The sequence below is a fragment of the Burkholderia sp. MS389 genome (assembly GCF_016899425.1).
In the GTDB taxonomy this organism is placed as follows: Bacteria; Pseudomonadota; Gammaproteobacteria; order Burkholderiales; family Burkholderiaceae; genus Burkholderia; species Burkholderia sola.
Genome location: NZ_CP045995.1, coordinates 1,104,225 through 1,126,232 on the forward strand (window position 1 = coordinate 1,104,225; position 22,008 = coordinate 1,126,232).

At 67.0% G+C, this 22,008-nt stretch carries 22 protein-coding genes and 1 pseudogene; 12 read left to right on the plus strand and 11 right to left on the minus strand.

Annotated features, from left to right (window positions below; genetic code table 11):
- Window positions 1-89 precede the first annotated feature (89 nt).
- Window positions 90-1,328, plus strand: a complete 1,239-nt coding sequence (gene lysA, locus GJG85_RS21335; protein WP_050014978.1) for a diaminopimelate decarboxylase — start codon at window positions 90-92, stop codon at window positions 1,326-1,328.
- 144 nt (window positions 1,329-1,472) lie between these two features.
- On the opposite strand, the gene GJG85_RS21340 is transcribed toward lysA, so the two are convergent.
- Entirely contained in the window at window positions 1,473-2,360 is an 888-nt protein-coding gene (locus GJG85_RS21340; protein WP_050014976.1) for a DMT family transporter, read from the minus strand.
- A gap of 124 nt (window positions 2,361-2,484) precedes the next feature.
- Between GJG85_RS21340 and GJG85_RS21345 the strand changes: the two genes are divergently transcribed.
- From GJG85_RS21345 to GJG85_RS21355, 3 genes are all read left to right on the plus strand, one after another.
- Window positions 2,485-3,960, plus strand: a complete 1,476-nt coding sequence (locus tag GJG85_RS21345; protein WP_089489555.1) for a PLP-dependent aminotransferase family protein — start codon at window positions 2,485-2,487, stop codon at window positions 3,958-3,960.
- A 281-nt stretch (window positions 3,961-4,241) separates the two neighbouring features.
- The gene (locus GJG85_RS21350; RefSeq protein WP_239468981.1) at window positions 4,242-4,826 is read left to right on the plus strand and encodes a M35 family metallo-endopeptidase; all 585 of its coding nucleotides are present in this window, start codon (window positions 4,242-4,244) and stop codon (window positions 4,824-4,826) included.
- A gap of 86 nt (window positions 4,827-4,912) precedes the next feature.
- The gene (locus GJG85_RS21355; protein WP_050014970.1) at window positions 4,913-5,299 is read left to right on the plus strand and encodes a hypothetical protein; all 387 of its coding nucleotides are present in this window, start codon (window positions 4,913-4,915) and stop codon (window positions 5,297-5,299) included.
- Between the two features lie 42 nt (window positions 5,300-5,341).
- Here the strand turns inward: GJG85_RS21355 and GJG85_RS21360 are convergent, their stop codons facing one another.
- Window positions 5,342-6,775, minus strand: a complete 1,434-nt coding sequence (locus GJG85_RS21360; RefSeq protein WP_050014968.1) for a nicotinate phosphoribosyltransferase — start codon at window positions 6,773-6,775, stop codon at window positions 5,342-5,344.
- Between the two features lie 73 nt (window positions 6,776-6,848).
- Window positions 6,849-7,889 carry a bifunctional nicotinamide-nucleotide adenylyltransferase/Nudix hydroxylase gene (locus tag GJG85_RS21365; protein WP_050014966.1) on the minus strand — a complete coding sequence of 347 codons (1,041 nt, stop codon included), beginning with the start codon at window positions 7,887-7,889 and terminating at the stop codon, window positions 6,849-6,851.
- A 191-nt stretch (window positions 7,890-8,080) separates the two neighbouring features.
- Between GJG85_RS21365 and GJG85_RS21370 the strand changes: the two genes are divergently transcribed.
- Window positions 8,081-8,533, plus strand: coding sequence for an SRPBCC family protein (locus tag GJG85_RS21370; RefSeq protein ID WP_089489557.1), 453 nt, complete (start codon window positions 8,081-8,083; stop codon window positions 8,531-8,533).
- On the opposite strand, the gene speD is transcribed toward GJG85_RS21370, so the two are convergent.
- From speD to GJG85_RS21395, 5 genes are read right to left on the minus strand one after another with little or no spacing between them, the layout of a single operon-like run.
- Window positions 8,496-8,912, minus strand: a complete 417-nt coding sequence (gene speD / locus GJG85_RS21375; protein WP_204384389.1) for an adenosylmethionine decarboxylase — start codon at window positions 8,910-8,912, stop codon at window positions 8,496-8,498. The genes GJG85_RS21370 and speD overlap by 38 nt on opposite strands.
- Window positions 8,909-9,058 carry a hypothetical protein gene (locus GJG85_RS21380; protein ID WP_155291822.1) on the minus strand — a complete coding sequence of 50 codons (150 nt, stop codon included), beginning with the start codon at window positions 9,056-9,058 and terminating at the stop codon, window positions 8,909-8,911. Before GJG85_RS21380 ends, speD begins: the two co-directional genes overlap by 4 nt.
- A complete protein-coding gene (locus GJG85_RS21385) occupies window positions 9,055-10,569 on the minus strand; it encodes a DUF4178 domain-containing protein (protein WP_204384390.1) in 1,515 nt (504 codons plus the stop codon). Before GJG85_RS21385 ends, GJG85_RS21380 begins: the two co-directional genes overlap by 4 nt.
- Window positions 10,570-10,578: 9 nt before the next feature.
- Window positions 10,579-11,619: an SPFH domain-containing protein gene (locus GJG85_RS21390; RefSeq protein ID WP_050014959.1), complete on the minus strand. Its 1,041-nt coding sequence runs from the start codon at window positions 11,617-11,619 to the stop codon at window positions 10,579-10,581.
- Window positions 11,620-11,646: 27 nt separating this feature from the next.
- On the minus strand, window positions 11,647-12,033 hold the full coding sequence (locus GJG85_RS21395; protein WP_006480820.1) for a DUF350 domain-containing protein: 387 nt from the start codon (window positions 12,031-12,033) through the stop codon (window positions 11,647-11,649).
- A 121-nt stretch (window positions 12,034-12,154) separates the two neighbouring features.
- Here GJG85_RS21395 and GJG85_RS21400 point away from each other — a divergent pair, with 121 nt between their 5' ends.
- From GJG85_RS21400 to GJG85_RS35305, 5 genes and pseudogenes are all read left to right on the plus strand, one after another.
- Window positions 12,155-13,669 (plus strand): polyamine aminopropyltransferase, encoded by a 1,515-nt coding sequence (locus tag GJG85_RS21400; protein ID WP_204384391.1) that lies wholly within the window; start codon window positions 12,155-12,157, stop codon window positions 13,667-13,669.
- On the plus strand, window positions 13,669-15,288 hold the full coding sequence (locus GJG85_RS21405) for an NAD(P)/FAD-dependent oxidoreductase (protein WP_204384392.1): 1,620 nt from the start codon (window positions 13,669-13,671) through the stop codon (window positions 15,286-15,288). The genes GJG85_RS21400 and GJG85_RS21405 overlap by 1 nt, the downstream gene beginning before the upstream one ends.
- 124 nt (window positions 15,289-15,412) lie before the next feature.
- Window positions 15,413-16,195 (plus strand): N-acetylmuramoyl-L-alanine amidase, encoded by a 783-nt coding sequence (locus GJG85_RS21410; RefSeq protein WP_050014953.1) that lies wholly within the window; start codon window positions 15,413-15,415, stop codon window positions 16,193-16,195.
- A gap of 54 nt (window positions 16,196-16,249) precedes the next feature.
- Window positions 16,250-16,636: a lysozyme inhibitor LprI family protein gene (locus tag GJG85_RS21415; RefSeq protein ID WP_050014952.1), complete on the plus strand. Its 387-nt coding sequence runs from the start codon at window positions 16,250-16,252 to the stop codon at window positions 16,634-16,636.
- A gap of 114 nt (window positions 16,637-16,750) precedes the next feature.
- Window positions 16,751-16,849: pseudogene (locus GJG85_RS35305) on the plus strand (GNAT family N-acetyltransferase); the annotation flags it as partial.
- 25 nt (window positions 16,850-16,874) lie between these two features.
- Here GJG85_RS35305 and GJG85_RS21420 read toward each other — a convergent pair.
- From GJG85_RS21420 to GJG85_RS21430, 3 genes are all read right to left on the minus strand, one after another.
- Entirely contained in the window at window positions 16,875-18,221 is a 1,347-nt protein-coding gene (locus GJG85_RS21420; protein WP_050014950.1) for a glutamine synthetase family protein, read from the minus strand.
- A 157-nt stretch (window positions 18,222-18,378) separates the two neighbouring features.
- Complete coding sequence (locus GJG85_RS21425) at window positions 18,379-18,936, minus strand: XRE family transcriptional regulator (protein ID WP_050014949.1); 558 nt, start codon at window positions 18,934-18,936, stop codon at window positions 18,379-18,381.
- A gap of 17 nt (window positions 18,937-18,953) precedes the next feature.
- On the minus strand, window positions 18,954-20,243 hold the full coding sequence (locus GJG85_RS21430) for an FAD-binding oxidoreductase (RefSeq protein ID WP_089489771.1): 1,290 nt from the start codon (window positions 20,241-20,243) through the stop codon (window positions 18,954-18,956).
- A 76-nt stretch (window positions 20,244-20,319) separates the two neighbouring features.
- Here GJG85_RS21430 and GJG85_RS21435 point away from each other — a divergent pair, with 76 nt between their 5' ends.
- Window positions 20,320-20,754 carry a hypothetical protein gene (locus GJG85_RS21435; RefSeq protein WP_176017009.1) on the plus strand — a complete coding sequence of 145 codons (435 nt, stop codon included), beginning with the start codon at window positions 20,320-20,322 and terminating at the stop codon, window positions 20,752-20,754.
- A 71-nt stretch (window positions 20,755-20,825) separates the two neighbouring features.
- Entirely contained in the window at window positions 20,826-21,974 is a 1,149-nt protein-coding gene (locus GJG85_RS21440) for an acyl-CoA dehydrogenase family protein (protein WP_204384393.1), read from the plus strand.
- Window positions 21,975-22,008 lie beyond the last annotated feature (34 nt).

Here is a 22,008-nt window from a genome sequence, read left to right on the forward strand (position 1 = left end):
GAATCGAATGAAGATAAACAGGCATTTTACCGTATAGCTTTTCAGGCGCATCATCCGGCTATCCGTTCATTCGATCCGATTCATCCGCCATGTCCCTCGATTCCCGCCAGCTCGCGACGCTCGCGCAGCAATACGGCACCCCGCTGTGGGTGTACGACGCCGACGTCATTCGCGACCGCATCGCCCAACTGCGCCAGTTCGACGTGATCCGCTATGCGCAGAAGGCAAATTCGAACGTCCATATCCTGAAGCTGATGCGCGACGAAGGCGCATGCGTCGACGCCGTGTCGCTCGGCGAGATCGAGCGCAGCCTCGCGGCCGGGTTCAGCCCGGGCGGCGAGCCGGAAGGCGTCGTATTCACGGCCGACCTGATCGACCGCCCGACGCTCGCGGCGGTGCTGAAGCACGGCGTGACCGTGAACGCCGGCTCGCTCGACATGCTCGCGCGCATCGGCGAGCAGGCGCCCGGCCACCGCGTGTGGCTGCGCGTCAACCCCGGGTTCGGCCACGGCCACAGCAACAAGACCAACACCGGCGGCCCGCAGAGCAAGCACGGCATCTGGATCGACGACGTGCCGCGTGCGATCGAGATCGTGCGCCAGTACGGGCTGAAGCTGGTCGGCATCCACATGCACATCGGGTCGGGCGTCGACTACGGCCACCTGTCGCAGGTGTGCGATGCGATGGTCGATCTCGTCACGTCGCTCGGCCACGACATCGACGCGATCTCGGCCGGCGGCGGCCTGTCGATTCCGTATCGCGACGGCGAGCCGCGCGTCGACGTCGGACACTACTTCAGCCAGTGGGACGCCGCGCGCAAGCGCATCGAACGGCATCTCGGCCATCCGGTGCGCATCGAGATCGAACCGGGCCGCTTTCTGGTTGCCGAAGCCGGCACGCTCGTCACCGAGGTGCAGGCCGTCAACCGCCGGCCGAAGCACGATTTCGTGCTGATCGACGCGGGCTTCAACGACCTGATGCGCCCGTCGATGTACGGCAGCTATCACGCGGTGTCGGTGCACGCGCACGATGGCGCGTTGCCCGCCGGCCGGCCGCTCGTCGACCTCGCGATCGCCGGGCCGCTGTGCGAATCGGGGGACGTGTTCACGCAGGACGCAGGCGGCGTGGTCACGCACCGCAAGCTCGCGCAGCCGCAGATCGGCGACCTGCTGTTCCTGCACGACGCCGGCGCGTACGGCGCGTCGATGTCCTCGAACTACAACAGCCGGCCGCTCGCGCCGGAAGTGCTCGTCGATCGCGGCACGCCGCGGCTCATCCGCCGCCGGCAGACGATCGGCGAATTGCTCGCGCTCGAAACGTTCGAGTAACCCGCGCGCGGCGTGACGAACGCCAACGGCCAGGCTTGCCGCTACCGGTAGCCTGGCCGTTTTGCCTGGGGTCTTGCTGCCGGGCGCAGGATCGCTATCGTGCGTTCGGCAGCAACGGGCTTGCCGCCAGCCGCGGCGCCTGCATCACCCCACGCGCTGCACGGGCGCCATCTTCGAGAAGTACTTCGCGCCCGCCACGCAGCCGACCACGATTACCGTCACGACGACCATCGACGGCGGCACCGTCTCGTGCAGCAGCCCGGCCGCGAGCAGGAAGCCGAAGAACGGCTGCAGCAGCTGCAACTGGCCGACGCCTGCAATCCCGCCGAGCGCCAGCCCGCGATACCAGAACACGAAGCCGATCAACATGCTGAACAGCGACACGTACGCGAGCCCCCACAGCGCGGCGGCATCGACGCCGTCGAACGACGCGGGCCACGTCAGCCACGTGAGCGGCAGCATCAGCGGCAGCGACAGTACGAGCGCCCACGAGATCACCTGCCAGCCGCCGAGCTGGCGCGACAGGCGCGCGCCTTCCGCATAACCGAGCCCGCACGCGACGATCGCGGCCAGCATCAGCGCATCGCCGACCACCGACGCGTGCCCGCCGTTGCGCAGCGCGAACGCGGCCACCGCGCCGCTGCCGACGATCGAAAAGATCCAGAACGGCAGCCGCGGCCGCTCGCCGCCGCGCCACACGCCGAACAGCGCGGTCGCGAGCGGCAGCAGCCCGACGAACACGATCGCATGCGCGGACGTCACGTGCTTCAGCGCAAGCGCCGTCAGCAACGGAAAACCGACCACGACGCCGAGCGCGACGACGGCCAGCGACACGGCCTCGGTGCGCGACGGCCGCTTCTGCTTCAGCACGACGAGCAGCAGCAGGCCGAGCGCGCCGGCGATCGTCGCGCGGGCGAACGTGAGAAACAACGGGTCGAGCCCTTGCACCGCGACCCGTGTCGCGGGCAGCGAGCCACTGAAGATGATGACGCCCAGCATGCCGCTGAGCCATCCGTCGGTCGTCTTTTGCACGGTCAATCCTGAATGGAAAGTGGATGACCGATGATCCGCCGCCGGCGAAAACGGCGTAAGCTACAGCCCAATACAATTCAGACAAACTGTACTGGACAACCGGCCGTACAGTTCATCGTCCGCCATGCGCCCTTCCGCCCCGATTCCCGCTCCGCCCGCACCGTCGCGCACGCGCGTGGAAACCGTCATGGACACCCTGCGCGCGCGGATCGCGAGCCGCGCGCTGATGCCCGGTGCGCGCGTGCCGTCGATCCGGATGATGGCCGACGCGCTCGACGTATCGAAATCGACGGTCGTCGATGCGTACGAGCGGCTCGCGAGCGAAGGCGTGCTCGTCGCACGGCGCGGTTCGGGCTTCTATGTGTCGGGCCACGCACCGCCGCTCGCGCTCGCCGAGCTGGGCCCGCGCCTCGATCGCGAGCTCGATCCGCTGTGGCTGTCGCGCCAGTCGCTCGAAGCGGCGCCGACGTCGGTGAAGCCCGGTTGCGGGTGGCTGCCGTCGTCGTGGCTGCCCGACGAAAGCCTGCGTCGCGCGCTGCGCGCCGTGTCGCGCGACGAAGCCGATGCGCTGACCGACTATGCGACGCCGCTCGGCCTGCCCGCGCTGCGCCAGCAGCTTGCATGGCGGCTCGCGCAGCACGGCGTCCACGCGGAACCCGCGCAGATCATGCTGACCGACGGCGGCACGCACGCGCTCGACCTCGTGTGCCGCCTGCTGCTGGAGCCGGGCGACACCGTCGTGCTCGACGATCCGTGCTACTTCAACTTCCAGGCGCTGCTGCGCGCGCACCGTGCGCGGATCGTCAGCGTGCCGTTCACGCCGAACGGCCCCGATCTCGTGCGCTTCGAGCAAGCACTCGCCGAGCATCGACCGCGCCTGTACATCACCAACGCCGCGCTGCACAACCCGACGGGCGCGACGCTCGCGCCGCCCGTCGCGCACCGGCTGCTGACGCTCGCGGCCGAGCACGGCCTGCTGATCGTCGAGGACGACATCTTCGCGGATTTCGAGAGCACGCCCGCGCCGCGCCTCGCGGCGTTCGACGGGCTGTCGCGCGTCGTGTCGATCGGCAGCTTCTCGAAGACGCTGTCGGCCGCGATCCGCTGCGGCTATGTCGCCGCGCGGCCGGAATGGATCGACGCGCTCGTCGACCTGAAGCTCGCGACGTCGTTCGGCAACGCGCAGATCGGCGCCAACGTCGTGCATCGGCTGCTGATCGACGGCACGTACCGGCGCCATCTCGACAGCCTGCGCGCGCGGCTCGCGGATGCGATGGGCGAGACGATCCGGCGCCTCGCGCGAGCCGGGCTCGGGATCTGGACGGAGCCGCGCGGCGGGTTGTTCGTGTGGGCGCAATTGCCGGACGGGCTCGACGCGGCGCGCGTCGCACGTCATGCGCTGGACCACGACGTGGTGCTCGCGCCGGGCGACGTATTCAGCGTGTCGCGCAGCGCGTCGTCGTACATGCGCTTCAACGTGTCGCGCTGCAAGGGGCCGGCGGTGTTCGATGCGCTCGCGCGGGCGATGGACGCGGTGCGGGTGGGAGAGCGCGGCGGCGCGCAAGCCGATGCAGGCCGGGGCGTGCTGGCTGATGAATGATCGAGGCCGGCAACATTCTTCTTGCCGAACAGATCCGCAACGCCCGAGTTGCATCGGTCAAGATGCCGTGATTCACCCATCGAAAATCGTACCTGTCTCATAGACGGGCATACCTTCTTAAATCGATAGTAGCCCCCTCATTCCGGATAACTATCGAGTCCATGGGCCTAACTTTCAACTCACACGACACCACACGCCAAGAAGAAGACGAAGAGTGGATTTGCGTCGGGACCACCTGTACCAACACAATACCCGGTTCCATTCACGCTATCGAACTCGACATGACGCAAATCTGCGAGAACATGTCGAACAAGACGTTCAGGCGGTTAATTGCACGTCTGCGTGACGCTGCAGTCGTCCTGATTCGCGAGCGGATGGAGGCGCTCGCCGCTTGGGATCAGGAAGAACAAAGCCGCGTCCGGACGTGGTTCGGGCGATCTGACGAAACAGTCCGGCAACGTTTGGGCATCGGGTTACCCAAGCTTCTGAGCGTCATGCAGCAACTCGAACCCGAGAACGTCATCAGATGGGACGAGCAAACGCAGAGGAACATAACGTGCACCGTATTTCCCGACAATTGGATTACGGATGCAGCAGTATGCAAACCCGACTCACACAAACGAATGATTGCAATTTATCCGCACTTCTGCACGCTTCCCGATGCTCGGCTTTCTACGAACTGCAAGCTGAAAGTGCTGATTCACGAGTGCACGCACTATATCGACACCTTCGATTCAAACGACGAAATCTATGGATTCGGCACCGGCCTGAAATATTGGGCTCAGACACACGCGGATGTAGCAATCGACAATGCAGACAGCCTCGCTTGTTATATTTCATTTTTCGACGACCGGACCCTGTGGTGATATCTCCCGCTCGCATGATCAGCATGGCAATCTGTACTTGCCTGTCGTTCCCGATTTCGTCCACTGCATGTACCGTTTCCGAAGACATGCTCGACAGCGTCCCGCTCAATTCCGATGCCATTCCCAACAAGGATCGCGTCAGAATAGCGGAGATGGTCATCCGTGCGCGCGAGTGGCCTGACGCCGAAATTCGAGGCATCGTCACGGCCGGCGCCTACATTGGCGAAACGAATCCGCAGGCACTCGCGCGGCAAAGATCGATGCACTTGACAGACTATCTGGTTCAACTAGGAGTCAAGCGCGAAAACATATGGTCGGACACCCACATGATTTCGAAGCCCTATCCGAAAGACAGTGCGGGTTACGAAGGCTATCTTCAGATTGGAGTGACGCTGGTCCCCATATGCAACGGTGGATGTCAGCATCTGTGCGGTGACCCGCGCGTCGCGCCGACATCCAGGGCACTCCGTTAAGATGCCAAAGTAACGCAAACCTGTCTCAGGGCCTCACCCGCGTCACACCTCCCCCGCGTGCGCCCTTGCCCTGACCTCCGCAAACGACGTATCGACGAGCAGACGCCCGGTGTCGAACACCGTCTCGAGCGCCTCGTCCCATTCGCCTTCCCGCGCCCGATCGTCCCACGCAACCGGCAGCGTCGCCGTCCGATACTCGCCGGTGCGCCAATTGCGCAGCAGCGTCAGCCGTCCTCGCTTCGAGCGCTTGCCCTGATCGGTGACCGGATCCTTGCGGACGTCGTGCCATACGCCGCCGCGCCGGATGGCCGAGCACTTCATCGCGAAGCGCTGCGTATCGCGATTCACCCGCTGCAACAGCGCACCGCCCATGCCGAACACCACGTTGCCGGCCGCGTAGCCTGCCTCGTCGAGCGCGGCGAGGATCGCTTCGATCGACTGCTCGTCGACGCCGTCGCCCTGGATCACGCGCACGTGATTCAGCACGCGCCGCCCCTTGCCGTTCACGGTCGAGCCGAACGACACGTCGAGCGCTCGCACCGTTTGCAGCACGATCGTCACCGGGTCGCCGGAATCGGGACGCACGACGAGCGTCGCGCCCGAATCGATCACCGCCTGCCGAAGTTCGCCGCCCCACAGATCGAGCGCGGCGAACAGATCATAGGAGTCCGATACGACCGATACGATCGCGCCCGGCAAACCGAAGCGGTTGATCATGTTGCGGTACGCGTCGGCCTCGCCTTCGCGCCCCCACGACGTGATCGTGCTGTGCTCGGCCGCCGGCACCGAGTAGGCGGCCATCGGCTCGCGATAGAAGCGGTTCGCGGCCAGCACGCCGAGCACGGTATCCGAGCCCATGAAGCTTACGAGATGCGCGGCGCCGCCGATCGCGGCCGATTCCGCGCTCGACACGCCGCGCGCGCCGAAGTCGTGCAGCTTGAACGGCAGTTGCGCGAGATCGTCGTCGGTCCTTTCGAGGAAGCGGCGGATCGTTTGCCGCAGGTGCCAGCTGCGGGTCGCCACCGTCACCGGATACCAGATGCGCAACAACATCGTCTCGAGATACGACGCGAGCCAGAACACCTGCGGATCGTCGCATTCGACCGTCATCAGCACGTTGTGCACCGGCACGATCGAGCCTTCCGGCACCGCACGGATCTTCACCGGCAGGTAGCCGTCGTAGTGCTCGACGATATGGCGCCATCCGGCTTCGTTGAACGGCTCGCCGTGCACGGCGAAGAAATCGCGCGCGTCGTCGATCATCGCGTGCGTGACCGGCTTGCACAGGTACTCCTTCAGCAGCATCTGAAGGCCGAAGAACAGCGTGCGGTCATAGCGGCCGCCGCGCGATTCGACGTACGAGAACATCGCCGATGCGTCCGGCGGATATTGCAGGAAGTGGGAAGCCTTGTACGAATCCGTGTTGAGAATCGGATTGGCGAGAACCGCGGCAAAGCCGCCGGGATCGTTTTGCATGGCTAGAGCTCCTCTAGGCCGTTGAAGTGCCGCCGCGTCTGTCGCGGCGGACCGAATGCGGGGAATCAGCGCGTCACAGCTTCCCCAGGAAGTGATACGCGATGTCGAAGTGATCCTCGAACATCACGTTGCGCATCTGCGCGAATTCGTTGAGCGGAACCCAGCGCGCCTTGTCGGCGTCGTCGCTGCCCTTCACGCGCGGCAGCTCGCCGGTCGGAAAGTTGAACAGGCACGCATGCGTGATCGTGCGGCCGCGCAGCGAACGCGTCGGGTGATCGAACACCTGGCGATCCTTGATCGAGCCGCGCAGCACGGGCTCCGGCAGCTTGAGGCCGGTTTCCTCGCGCAGTTCGCGAATGCACGCCGCATCGAGCCGCTCGTCCTGGTTCACGAAGCCGCCCGGCAACGCCCACAGGCCGCGGCCCGGTTCGCTGCGACGGCGCACGAGCAGGATATGCCCCGAGTGCACGACCACCGCGTCGACCGTCACGAACGTGACCGGATACGGCGCGGCCGCCCACGCCTTGCGATACGCGGCGATGAATTCGGCTTCCGACTTCAGTTGCGCGAATTCCGGCTGCGTGCGGAACCGCTCGAGCCAGCCGAACACGGGTTCGGGCACGGCCCACTGCACGAAGCTGTTGGTCCGTTCGGCGAAATACTGGTCGCGGATCTCGGTAGCGGAAATGTCTTCCGTCGCGTCGACGTCGACGAGCGCCCATTGCGGGAACATCCGCAGGTAATACGACGTGGCGTCCTTCTCGTGGCCGATCAGCCCGACCTTGCGCTGCGCGACGTCGCCGAGCGCGCCGGCCACCGCATCCTGCACCCAGCGCACCCAGTCGCCGTCGTTGTAGGTCGAATCCTGCAGCGGGGCGATCGTCACGCGGTCGCGCTCGGACGCGTCGAGCAGCGAAGCCAGCATCTGGCGGCGCTCGTCGAACGAGAACGGATCCTTGATGGTGCGGGGCTTGTCGGTCGATCCAATCAGCACGCACACGCGCTCGGCCCGGCTCAGTGCCGACTTCAGCACGTTCAGGTGACCACGATGCGGAGGCTGGAAACGACCGATGAAAACGAGCGCGTCGAAGCGCCGGTTTTGTTGCGTACTCATGAGGCTCCCTCAAGAGATTGAAACGCTCCGGGTCTGTCCCGAAGGGTTGGGATAAATCCTAGGGGAATTCCCGAAGTGCGTCAATCGATCCCATTCGAGCCCACGCTCGACTTGACGATGTCTGACGAAACACAGGTTATTGGCGCGGTACACTCGATTGCATTCCAATCCGAACCCTGGCGCGCGCGCTCATGAGGATCTCAGTCAGCCGGACCGTCGGCGTCGATCGCAGACGCCTCTTCACGTGGTCGCAGGATTACGCGCGGCGGCTCGTGTGGGATAGCTTCCTCATCGATGCCTATCTGCTCGACGGAACGACCGCCCATGTCGGCGTCGATGCGTTCTGCCGCAGCCAGTCGGGCGCGACGATGGTGTCGCGCTACATCTCGTACCGCCCGCCGCAGGTCGCCGCCGTCGAAATGGTCGACGGGCCGAAAGTGCTCCAACGCTTCAGCGGCAGCTGGAACTTCACCGAGCACACGCCCGGCATGACCGAAGTGAAATTCACGTACCACTTCCGCGCCCAGCCTGCCTGGCTGCGCTGGCTGCTCGAACCGCTGATCGGCGCGTTCTACCTCGTGCACACGCGCCGGCGTCTCGATTCGTTCAAGCGCTGGGCCGAAGCGGAAGCGCTGCCGCGCTGAGCGGCGCGCCGCCGCGCGCAACCTGCTGCCGTACCTGCGCCTGCGTGCCGAGCGCCGCGGCGATCGCATCGACCGCGTCGGCCGCGCGCGCCGCGCCGCACATGAACGCGTCGACGGCCGCGAAACGATGCTCGGGCCACGTATGGATCGTGATGTGCGATTCGGCGAGCAGCACGACGCCCGTCACGCCATGTTCGCCGCCGAAATGATGGAAATGCGCGCCGATCACGCGTGCGCCGGCCCGCAGCGCTGCTTCGGTGAGAATCGACTCGAGCCGAGCGGGGTCACGCAGCAGCGCCGCGTCGATGCCGGCCAGATCGGCCAGCACGTGCAAGCCGAGCACCGCGCAGGGCGGCGCGATCCCGTCGCGCGCGGTCATTTGTGCGACCCGTACGACGAGTAGCCGCTGCGCGCCGACGAACTGCCCCAGCCGCTACCGCCCGACCCGCTGCCGCCGATCGATGCGCAGCTGAACAGCGTGACGACGATCAGGCCGTAGATGCCGTAAAGGATGTACCGGATCACGCGTTGCCCCCGTCCGACGCAAAACGCGCCCACAGCCATTCCGGCAGCCACAGCACCAGCAGGCCGACCAGCACGTAGACGGAGCGTCCGGTGAACGAGAACAGCGAACCCAGGTTGAAGACCACGAGCAACGCGCTGAACATGAACGGCAGCGGCGCAAAACTGTGCGGCCCCTTCCTGCCGAACAGGCCCATCGATTCGGTGGCGCCCGCGGCGGCGGCGGTGGCCGTCGCCAGCGCCGGCGTGCCGAAACGCTCGGCGAGCGCGCTGCCCGTCAGCGGCCGCGCACGCGACCAGACGATCTCCGCGTCACTGCGCTCGCGCGTGAGCTTGTCCTTCTGCCAGCCGTAATCGATGATCGACGTGCGGTCGCCCGCCTGCACGCGCCAGTTGAATGCCCCGACCACGTAGACGACCTCCGATTCGTATTCCTCGCGCAAACGATAGGTCTTGCCGCCATCGGTCACGCTGGATTCGCCGCCGATCGTCGGCCAATGGTCGAGCACCTGCACGCGCTCCCAGCGCCCTTCGCTTTGCACCAGCCACAGGAAGCCGCGCTTCGGGTTCAGCAGCAGGTATTCGTCCCATGTCTCGGCGTCGCCCGGCACGCGGCAGCGCATCATGCCGATCACCGTGTACTTCACACCGTCGAACGTGCCGATCGCGCCGAGTTCGAGCGCGCCCTTCACCGATTCGAGCTTGCGCTGCGCCGCGAACACGGTCTGCTGCTCGGCCGTGCACTGCACGCCCGCATGGCAGTTGCCGCACACGACGTAGTCGGCCACGTTCGGCGCATAGGACAGTGGCGCACCGCAGCTCGGGCACGCGAACGGCACCATCTCCGCGCCGCGTTTCTCGCGCGTATCGTTTTCGGTATCGCGCAAGCCCGTGAACCCGAGCGCATCGAATTCCAGCGCCTCGCCGGAATAAACGGCCGGGATGCCGCCGTTCGATTCGGCGTCGGAATAGTCGTAGGTCGCGAATGCATTGCCGGTGCGCAGGTCGACGACGCGCGCTTCCCACCCGGCATCGACGCGGAACGGCAGCTCGCCGTCGCCGCCCGTGCAGCGTGCGGTACGCACGTCGGACACCAGATACGCGCGGCCGCCGTGGTCGATCCGCATGCCCGGTTCGAGCGTGCCGAATGCGGGCCACGCGGCGCCTGCCGCATCGTCGGGTTCGCGCACCGTGATCGCGTACTGGCCCGACGCATCCGACAGCCATCCGAACGCGCCGTCGTCGAACACGACGTACCATTCGCTCCACGCGCCGGCATCGTAGGTCATCTGGATGCGCCCGAGCACCGTGAACGCGCGCGTGTCGTAGCGCCCGGCCGTGCCGATCTGGATCGGCGACGCATCGTCGAGCACCGTGGCCAGTTCGCCGATGCGCTCGACGTCGGCGCCGCGCTTGAGCAGCGTGCTGCGGCAGAACGCGCAGACGGCCATCACCGCCGCGGCCGAGCGAAACTCGACCGGCGCGCCGCATTGGGGGCACGAGGTACGGAACATGCGCGACGCTTACCGCGTGAGCTTCGCGAGGATCTCGGCCTTCGCGCGCGAATAGTCGTCTTCGGTCACGAGGCCCTTGTCGAGCAGCGCCTTCAACTGCTCGAGCCGCTGCACGTAATCGGTGCCCTCGGCCGCTCCCGCGGCGATCGGCGCCGCAACGGGCGCGGGCGGCGCAGCCTGCGCCGGTTGTGCGGCGCCCGCGATCTGGCCGGCCATCGCCTGCCCGATTGCCGCCCCGGCAGCGAGCCCCGCGCCGACCCCGGCGATGCCGCCCGGGTTTTGCGCGGCGAGCGGAATCGCCTGCGCGGTCTGGTATTGCGTGGCGCGCGCGAGATCGCCGGCCATCCCCGCTCCGATCCGCAGGTCAAGCGCCTTTTGCAGCTCGGCCGGCAGCGACACGCTCTCGACCGCGAACGCGTCGAGCGCAAGCCCGTAGCGCGTGAACACCGGCACCAGCGCGTCGGCCACACGCTGCGACAGCAGCGACTGGTTCGCGGCCATGTCGACGAACGGCACGTCGGCCGAGCCGAACGTCGTGCTCATCGCGGTGACGACCAGGTTGCGCAGTTGCTGCTCGAGATCGTCGACCGTATAGGCCGCGCGCGTGCCGCTGACCTCGCGATGGAATGCGGCCGCATCGACGATCCGGTACGAGTAGATGCCGAACGCGCGCAGTTGCACGAAGCCGAATTCGCGATCGCGGATCGTCACCGGCTGCGCGGTGCCCCAACGCCGGCCCAGCTGCAGCCGCGTGCTGAAGAAGTAGACGTCCGACTTGAAAGGCGACTGAAAGAATTTATCCCAGTTCTTCAGGTTCGTGAGCACCGGCAGCGTGCGCGTTTCCAGCGTATAGAGCCCAGGCTGGAACACGTCGGCGACCTTACCCTCGTTGACGAAGATCGCGACCTGCGTTTCGCGCACGGTCAGCTTGCCGCCGTACTGGATTTCCTGGTCTTCCATCGGATAGCGCCAGGCCAGTACGCCGTCGGTGTCTTCCGTCCATTGCAGGACGTCGATGAACTGCTTGCGGATGAATGAACCCAGACTCATGTCGGTCTCCTCGAAACGCGTGGCGCGTCAGGTCAGGCAGGCGGCATTGATAATGCCGACGACGAGCGACGCGGTGCCCATCAGGCCGCCCATCGCGACGTTGCGATCCTCGATCGCATGATTCATGCCGGGCATCACGCGCGTCAGCACCGCATAGGTGATCAGTTGCACGATCATCGCGCCGACGGCCCAGATCACGACTTCGCCGAGCGTGGAATTGTGCGCGATGCTGGACGCGAGCGTCAGGCAGAAACCGATCAGCGCGCCGCCGAACGACAGCGTCGCGGCCGCGTTGCCGTCGCGGATCAGCGCGAGTTCGTCGAACGGGGTGACCTTCAGGTACACTGCCGCGAACACAAGAAGCAGCACGAACGCCGACAGTAAATGAACCGCATAAAGATAGGCACTATTCATTCTTTTCCTCGGATTTTGTGCTCGGTTCGCCGCCCCGTCGCCGGTCGGCCCGCACGGGGCCGCCAGACGAAAATCCGCGCCAGTATATCCACATTGCCGAACACTGCACAACGGATGCGCGATGCTGCATAAGCGTGCGCTCGTCCTGTCGATTCTCGTGCTCGCGTCGTGCGGGCTCGGCTACGAACTGATCAGCAGCGCGCTGTCGAGCTACCTGCTCGGCGATTCGATCCTGCAGTTCTCGTCGGTGATCGGCTGCTACCTGTTCGCGATGGGGATCGGCTCGTGGCTCGCGAAGTTCGTCGAGGACGACGACGTGCTCGACCGCTTCGTCGACATCGAGCTGCTCGTCGGCCTGCTCGGCGGCGTATCGGCCGCGCTGCTGTTCGTCGTGTTCGCCTGGCTCGCCGCACCGTTTCGCGCGGCGCTTTACGCACTGGTGCTCGCGCTCGGCCTGCTGATCGGGATGGAGATTCCGCTCGTGATGCGCGCGTTCCAGCAGCGCCGCCAGGCGTTCCGCCATACCGTCAGCGAGGTGCTGACCTTCGACTATCTCGGCTCGCTCGCCGTGTCGCTGATCTTCCCGCTCGTGCTCGCGCCGCGTCTCGGCCTGCTGCGCACGAGCTTCCTGTTCGGTCTCCTGAACGCATTCGTCGCGTTGTGGACGACGCACCTGTTCCGCGACGAAATCCGCAACGTGCGCGGCAAGCTGATGCGCGCGTCGCTCGTGATCGGGCTGCTGATCGCCGGGTTCGCGCTGTCGGAGCGCATCACGCACTGGGCCGAGCACGGCGTATACGGTGACGAGACGATCTATTCGGAAACGACGCCGTACCAGCGCATCGTGCTCACGCAGTGGCACGACGACATGCGGCTGTACCTGAACGACAACCTGCAATTCTCGTCGCGCGACGAGCACCGCTATCACGAAGCGCTGATCCATCCGGCCATCGAAGCGCTGCCGTGGGCGAAGCGCGTGCTCGTGCTGGGCGGCGGCGACGGCCTCGCGGTGCGCGAACTGCTCAAGCACCGCCATCTCGAACGGATCACGCTCGTCGATCTCGATCCCGCGATGACGAAGCTGTTCTCGACGTCCGCGCCGCTCGTCAAGCTGAACCAGGGCGCGCTGAACGACCCGCGCGTGCAGGTGATCAACGACGACGCGGTGCGCTGGCTCGAATCGAATGCCGACGTGTATGACGCGATCGTCGTCGACTTCCCCGATCCGACCAACTTCGGGCTCGGCCGCCTGTATTCGGTGCCCGTATTCCGGCTGCTCGCGCGGCACCTGTCGGAGAACGGCTACACGGTGATCCAGTCGACGTCGCCGTATTTCGCGCCGCATGCGTACTGGACCATCATCGCGACGCTGCGCGAAGCCGGGTTCAACACGTGGCCGTACCACTGCTACGTGCCGTCGTTCGGCGACTGGGGCTTCGTGATCGCCGGCAAGCGCCGCGATTTCACGGTGCCGACGCACTACTCGGTGCCGACGCGCTGGCTCGATCCGCAAACGGCCGCCGAGATGTTCCACTTTCCGGCCGACATGCCGGCGCTGCCGATGTCGCCGAACGAACTCAACGACCAGCCGCTCGTGCGCCGCTTCGACGACGACTGGAAGCACGTACTGCGCTGATGGACCGTCGCACGTTCCTCGTCGCGTCGGCGGCCGCGTCGCTCGCCGCCTGCGGCCGCACCGGCTGGATCGAGACGACGCCGCGCATCGACTACCCCGGCATGCGCGAAGGCCACGCGCTGCGCGACCATGCCACGCTGCCGCCGCCGTCCGGCACGATCGAGACGGACGTCGCGATTCTCGGCGCCGGCGCGGCCGGGCTGTCGTGCGCATGGCAGCTCGCGCGCGCCGGCCATACGCGCTTCACGGTGCTCGCCGGCCCCGAATTCGGCGGCAACGCGGCCGGCGGGCGCTTCGGCACGCTCGGCTATCCGAAGGGCGCGCACTACCTGCCGCTGCCGTCGCTCGAATCCGTGCATCTGCGCGACATGCTCGCCGATCTCGGCGTGATCGAATCCGCCCCGTTCTCCGCGCGCCCCGTGTACGACGAGCGTGCCCTCGTCCACGCACCGGACGAACGCCTGTTCATCGGCGGGCAGTGGCAGGACGGCATCGTGCCGACCGCCGGCCTCGACGCCGACGCACTCGCGCAGCAGGCGCGCTTCTTCGCGTACACGGACGGGCTGCGCACCGCGCGCGGCGCCGACGGCCGCAAGGTGTTCTGCATCCCGATCGCGGAATCGTCGCGCGACCCGCGCTGGCGCGCACTCGACCGGCGCTCGTTTCGCCAGTGGCTGCGCGACGAGGGCTACACCGCGAAGGCGCTGCACTGGTATCTTGACTATTGCTGCCGCGACGACTACGGCGCCGGTTACGAGCACGTCTCCGCATGGGCCGGGCTGCACTATTTCTCGTCGCGCGGCGGCCATGCGGGCGACGCGGGCGACGGCGCGGTGCTGACCTGGCCCGACGGGCTGCACACGATGGTGACGAAGCTGGGCGATTCGATCGCCGCGCGCACCGGCTCGAACGCATGGTCGCGGGACGGCTTCGCGGTACGCGCGACCGAACGTGCGGGCAGCGTCGACGTGCTGTGCGCCCGCGTCGGCCGCGACGGCGCGCTGTCGACGTTCATGCTGAAGGCGCGCCGGGTCGTTTCCGCGATGCCGCTGTTCGTCGCGGCGCGCGTGTTTCCTCAGATACACGCATACGGCTTCGATCCCGCGCACGATCTGCCGCCGCGCGCGCCGTGGCTCGTGGCCAATTTCCTGCTCGACGGCATGCCGGCCGAGGAAGCCGGCGTACCGCTCGCGTGGGACAACGTCGTCTACGGCGGCGCGGGGCTCGGCTATGTCGTGTCGACGCATCAGTTGATCCGGATGTCGCCGCCGACGCGCTCCGTCTTCTCCGCCTATCAGGCATTGAGCACGCAAACGCCGGACGATACGCGCCGCTGGCTCGCGCAGGCGAAGCCCGACGCGTTGCGCGAGCAGGCGGCAATCGACCTGCAGGCCGTGTACGGACGCGAGCTGTGGAAGCATGCGACCGCACTCGAGATCACCGTGCGCGGCCATGCGATGGCGACACCCGACGTCGGCTTCCTGAGCCGACCGGGGCTGCTCGCGCTGCGCGATGCCGACGGCCCCGTCGTATTCGCGCATGCCGACCTGTCCGGGCTGTCGCTGTTCGAGGAAGCGTCGTACTGGGGCATGCTGGCGGCCCGGCGCGTGCTGGCCTGACAACCGCCGTTCGTCATTGCGGCGTCGCCGCCACCCGCTATAATCGCGCGACATTCCGACTGCATAGAGCAGGCCGACGGTGGCGCGCCGTTCGACGCGCCGACCGCCCTTCTCGACAACAACAATGACGAACCGAACCTTCCGACGCCTTCGCCCGCTGGTGCGCGCCGCCGCGCGCGTGCTCGCGTGCGCCCCGCTGCTCGGCGCACCGCTGGCGCTGCACGCGGCCGATGCCGCCGTTGTCCGCGGCGCTTCCGGGACCTCCGTAACCGAGCCCGCGAGCGGGCGCTACATCGTCGTCGACACCGGCCATACGCCCGCGCGTCCGGGCTCCACCGGCGCGAGCGGCCGCGTCGAATACCTGTACAACCTCGACCTGTCCGGCGCGGTCGCCGACACACTCGCCGCGCACGGCGACCGCGTGCTGCGCACGTCGGCGGACGGCCGCGAGATCGCGCTCGATCGGCGTTCGACGCAGGCGCCCGACGCGAACCTGTTCGTGTCGATCCATCACGACTCGATGCAGCAACAGTTCATCGACGCGGGCCGGCAGCGCGAATTCCGCGGCTTCTCGGTGTTCGTGTCGGAACGCAATCCGCACTATGCGGAAAGCCTGCGTTGCGCGAAGGCGATCGCCGAGCGGCTGGTCGCGGCCGGCGAACGGCCGTCGCTGTATCACGCGCAGCCGATCAAGGGCGAGAACCGCCCGCTGATCGACCCGCCACTCGGCATCCATCGCTTCGACGATCTCGTCGTGCTGCGCACCGCGCCGGTTCCGGCCGTGCTCGTCGAAGCCGGCGTGATCGTCAATCCGGACGAGGAAGCGCGGCTCGCGCGGCGCGAGACGATCCAACGCCTGTCCGCCGCGATCGCGGGCGGCATCGACGCGTGTACGACACCCCGATAAACGACGGTATCGCCCGTCGGATTCACCGGTTTTCACCCCGTCAGGAGACTCACCATGAAGAAGAATCTGCTCGCATCCTGTGCGCTGCTCGCGCTTGCCGTTCCGTTCGCCGCGCATGCGGCCGGCTGCGGGAAGCCGCGCAGCGCGTTCGACCAGGTGTATTGCACGAGCACGCAGTTCTCGCAGTCCGACCGAGATCTCAACGACGAATACGGCCGGCTGCGCAAGCAACTGAGCGGCGACCAGCAGGCAGCGCTGAAGTCCGGCCAGCTCGCTTGGCTGAAACAACGCGACGCGCAGTGCAGCGAGACCCGCGGCAGCAGCTACCTCGTCGATATCCAGTGCGCGAACGACATGACGCAGTCGCGGCTGTCGTTCCTGCGCGAGCGTGAGCGCGAATGCTCGAGCACCGGGTGCGTGACGTCGAAGCTCGGGGAGTAAGGGCGTCGAGCATGCCATGCCGCGAAGCCGCTTCGCGGCATGCGTTCTCCGAAGTCTTCGATGACCCGATCGACTACTTTTTCATCGGCGATCTTCTGCCGCTGAAACGTTATCTACGAACGCGAAGGTTTCGTCGCCGAACGCGACATCAAGACCTTCGAGATCGACGGTACGCCGATCGAGGAAGTGCACTACTGGCGCGCACTCCCGTAGCCGGCTGCGTCGACGCGCGCGGCCATCACAGAAACCACCGATACTCCCGCGCGCCGATTTCGTTGCGAAAATCCAGTTCCTCCTGCCGCTTGTTCTCGCAATACACCATCACGAACTCGCTGCCGAGCCCTTCGCGCACGGCCGGATGATCCTGCATCGCGGCGACCGCCGACAGCATCTCCTGCGGAAAATCGATGCCGCTGCCGCGATCGTCGTTGAGCGGCGCAATCGGCTCGAGCCGCGCATCGAGCCCGTGCTCCATCCCGCTCAGGATCGCCGCCAGCACCAGGTACGGGTTCGCATCCGCGCTCGCGAGCCGGTGCTCGATCCGCAGGTTGCGTGCGTCCGATTCCGGAATCCGGATGCACGCGTCGCGATCCTCGAAGCCCCAGCTCGCGCGGCTCGCCGCGTTCACCATCGACCCGTAGCGCCGGAACGCATTGTGGTTCGGCGCAAACACCGGCATGCAGTGCGGCAGCAGCGCGAGGCAGCCGGCCACCGCGTGCCGCAACGGCCGCTGCCCGTCGGCCGCAAGCACGTTGCGCCCCGCGTCGTCGTACAGGCTCACGTGCACGTGCATCCCGCTGCCCGGCGCATGCAGGTACGGCTTGCCCATGAAGCTCGCGCGATAGCCATGCCGCAACGCGACGCCGCGCGTGCTGCGACAGAACAGCGCCGACCAGTCGGCCGCGCGCAGCGCGTCGTCGGTATGCCCGAAATTGATCTCGAACTGGCCGGGCCCGAGTTCCGCGGTGATCACCGTCGCATCGACGCCCTGTTCGCACGCGGCGTCGACCATCTCGTGCAGCACGTCGGAGAATCGCGACAGGCGCTCGATATGCATGTTCGGCTGATCGTCGCGGTCATCGCTCAGGCGATCGCGCGGATACTGCGGCATGCCTTGCTCGAGCTGCGCGGCGAACAGGTAGAACTCGAGCTCGAATGCGACGACCGGCCGGATGCCGCGCGCCGTGAACCGCCGCAGCACGCGCGCGAGCACCTCGCGCGGCTCGAATTCGATCGGCGAATCGGTGCCGTCGGAGCTGATCAGCATCTGCGCGAGCGGCTGCCGTTCCCAGCGCACGGGCTTCAGCGTGCCGGGGATCAGGCGGCGCGGCGCATCGGGATCGCCGTCGTTGAAGCAGTAATCGCCGATCTTGTAGAGGCCGCCCTGCGTGCCGAGCAGCACGCAGTTCTGCGGCAGCTTCAGCAGCGAGCCCGACGCGACTTTTTCGAGCGCGTCGATCGGATAGCGCTTGCCGTAGAAATGCCCGGGCAGGTCGAGGCAGATCAGGTCGACATAACGGATCTCGGGGTGCGCCTGCCGGAACGCGCGGACTTCACTGACCAGCGCGGGAACGACGTCAGCCATGTCTCATCCTTTCCATGTCTTGTAGGGCGGTGCCGCAACGCGGCGAACCGGATTCATGCGGCACACGGCGCAGCGCAAGCCGCAAATCACTCAGTAATGCAAACAGACTGCACGGCGCGGCGGCCTCCGACGCCGCCCGCCCCGCCGACCACTCGGCTCAGGTGAATACCCAGATCACGCGCGTCGGCGCGTCGGTCAGGTTCGCATACCGGAAGCGCTTGTGCGCGGGAAGCTGAAACGCATCGTTCGGGCCAAGCGTGACGTGCGTGTCGTCGCCGTCGAGCCAGATCGTCAGTTCTCCTTCGAGCACGAAGCCGCCCTGCTCGTCGCTGTCGTCGACCGGGCGCTCGCCGCTGCTCGCGCCCGGCCCGAGATGGCTTTCGAGGATCGAGAAGCGCGACCGCATGTTCGGCGACACGAGGATGTCGGTAATACCATTCGCGTAATACACGGTGCGCCGCTCGCCGGGCCGCGTGACCCACGGCACGCTGCGCGGTTTGCTGAGGCTGTAGAAATACGTGGTCGGCACGCCGAGCGCCTCGCCGATCGCGGTGAGATCCGCGACCGTCGGACGCGACAGCCCGCGCTCGACCTGCGACAGAAAGCCGACCGAGCGGCCGATCCGTTCGGCGAGATCGTTCAGCGTGACCTTGCGATGCTTGCGCAGGTCGCGGATCAGGATCGCCAGACTTTCTATCTCTTCCTGTTCGTTCATGATGGATTCCGGTGCAATCAAACGGTATCGCGCAGGCGGTACCAGGCCTTGCCGATCGCCTCCAGCGGCGCGGCCAGCCGGTCGCCGCCGGGAAAGCGCGGGTTGCGGATGCGCTGGTACTGCGCGAGCAGGTGTGCGTCGCCGAGCACGGCGTCGGCCACCGCGCGCGCACCGGCGAGCGTCGGCAGCACGCCGTGCCCCGAAAAGCCCTGCAGCCAGAAGCGCTGCCCGTGGCGACCGATGTCCGGCGTGCGACGCATGCTGATGTCGATGTGACCGCCCCACGCGTAGTCGAGCGGCACGCCGGCCAGTTGCGGAAACACGCGTTCGAGATGCGGGCGCGTCGCCGCCGCGATATCGGCCGGAATGCCGCCGAGATACGTGCAGCCGCCGCCGAACAGCAGCCGGTTGTCGGGGCTCAGGCGGAAATAGTCGGGCACGAACTGGTTGTCGATCACGCAACTGTTGCGCGGCAACAGCGCATGCGCGACGTCGGGCGCGAGCGGCGCCGTTGCGACCTGGTACGTGCCGACCGGCAGCAGCCGGCGCGCGAGGTCGCGATCGAGCCGGTCGACGTACGCATTGCACGCGAGCACCAGCACGTCCGCCCGCACTTCGCCGTGCGCCGTGCGCGCGACGTGGCCGCCGGCCGTCTCGCGGCAGTCGAGCACGCGGCTCTGTTCGAAGATGCGGCCGCCCGCGCACTCGATCGTCTGCGCGAGGCCGAGCGCGAGCTTCAGCGGGTTCAGGTGGCCGGCCTCGGGATCGTGAAGCGCGGCGAGATAGCGCGTGCCACCGATCCATTCGGGCATCTCGTCGCGGCCGATCACGCGCAGCCGGTCGTAGCCCCACCGCTCGGCGGCCTCGTCGCGCGCCTGCGCCAGCATCGCGACGCGCCGCGGCCGCACCGCGGCCCACAGGCTGCCGGGCCGGTAGTCGATGTCGAAACCATGCCGGGCCGGCAGTTCGCGCACCTCGGCCGCCGCCCAGCGCATGCTGTCCCACAGCAGCCGCGCGCCGTCGCGGCCGAGCGCATCCTCGAGCGGCTGCATATCGCACGACCAGCCGAGCAGCGCCTGTCCGCCGTTGCGGCCCGATGCGGCCCATGCGACGCGGCTCGCTTCGAGCATGACGACGCGCTTGCCGGCAAGCGCGAGCCGCAGCGCCGTATGCAGCCCGCTGAAGCCCGCGCCGACGACCAGCACGTCGGCATCGATGCGTTCGTCCAGCGCCGGCCGATGCGGGATCGGCGTCGGGTAGGTGCCGGCGTAATAGCTTGCGACGTGACGGTCGGACTGCATGAACATGCGGATTTCCGTGAAAATTACACCGGTAAATTTCATGAAAAACTAGCATGACAATTTCACGGAAGCAAGGCCGGGCATGATTTCACCGATCGTCGGCGCGACGGGGTCGGGCCTTTCGGATCGTCTGACGGTTTATTTGTCGCGCGCTCCACCGACGCCTGCCCGCCGCCCGGCAGGTGTGACGGCAACGAAACGAGCATCGGGAATTCGACACGAACGCATTCCCCGCCATCCTAATGATATGGACTGCGAATTCAATCGAATCGACCTGAACGACGAAGCATTGGCAATCCCACCGCGTGTCGCCCCACCACCGACACGCGATCGTCTTCCGTCATCGAAGCGCCGCGATACCGCCGACGACGACATGGCTGGACTGCCATCGCTCGCGCCGATGCGCGCGACGGGCATCACGATCACGTCCGCGTCCGGCAATCGCGCTCCGCCGCCCATCGCAACCCCGCTTGCACTCGAATCATCCGCCGCCGCACGCCGCGTCGAAGTGCAATAACTGACAGTTTCTCGCCCGGGGGCTTTTCATTAGATTGGCGACACGATCCATGCAAAGTCTCGCGCCCCGACATGACTCTCACCGCCTGCGAAGCACAGCACACGACGACCGCCGCATACCGGGACATCGCCGAACGCCATGCGCGGTCCGCCCCTTGCGGCGCCTTCCATCGCGATGCATGGGATGCCTTGTCCGACGCGGGACTGTGGCGCGTGCCGGTCCCGCGCGAACTCGGCGGCGCGGGCGGCACGTGGCACGACTTCGTCGATGCCTTCGAAGCGGTCGCCGCGGCGCTGCGCTCCGTCGGCTTCGCGATGGCGCTCGCGAATCAGGCGACGCTGATTCGCGCGATCGTCGCATACGGTTCCGACGCGCAGCGCACGCAGCATCTGCCGTCGCTGCTGTCCGGCGCGATCGGCGCCACGGCGATCTCGGAGAAAGGTACCGGCACCGAAGTGCGCGCGCTCGAAACGTGCCTCGTTCGCGACGGCGACCACTACCGGCTCGACGGCCACAAGTACAACATCAGCCACGCGCCCGAAGCGCGCCTGATGATGATCGTCGCGACCCTGACCGGCGACGGCAAGCCGGCCACCGCGCTGGTGCTGATCGATCCCGAACGCGCGGGCGTGCAGCGCAGCGCCCCACAGGCGACGTTCGGCGTCGCGGATCTTCCGATCGGCGACGTCGCGCTGTCCGGCGTGCGCGTCGATGCCGACGAACTGCTCGGCACGCCCGGCGACGGGCTGCGCCTGCTGATGGACATCGCGTCGATGAATCGCGCGCTGTTCGGCCTGCTGTGCGCGAACGTCACCCAGCCGTTTCTCGCCGACGCGCTCGCGCACGTCAGCGCCCGCAAAACGCTCGGCGTCGCGCTGGACGCGCATCAACACGTGCAGCGCCGGCTGGTCGACGTCCAGGTCGGCATCGAACGCACCCGCTGGACGGCGCGCGCGGCGCTCGACCTGCTCGTCGCGCAGCGTCCCGAGGCGCTCGCGAACTGCTCGATCGCGAAGCTCGCGGGCGCGCGCGATCTCGCGCAGGCCGCGCTGCACCTGCTCGCGATTCACGGCAGCGACGGCTACCGGCGCGGGCCGCTCGCCACCTTCGTCGCCGACGCGCTCGCGATGGGCTCGGCCGGCGGCACCGAGGAAATGCACTACCGCAACATCTTCAGCCAGATGCAACGCCGCGCGGCCGCCACGGCGCGCGCGGCGTGACCGCACACCCTTCCCTCACCCGTTCAGGAGTTGC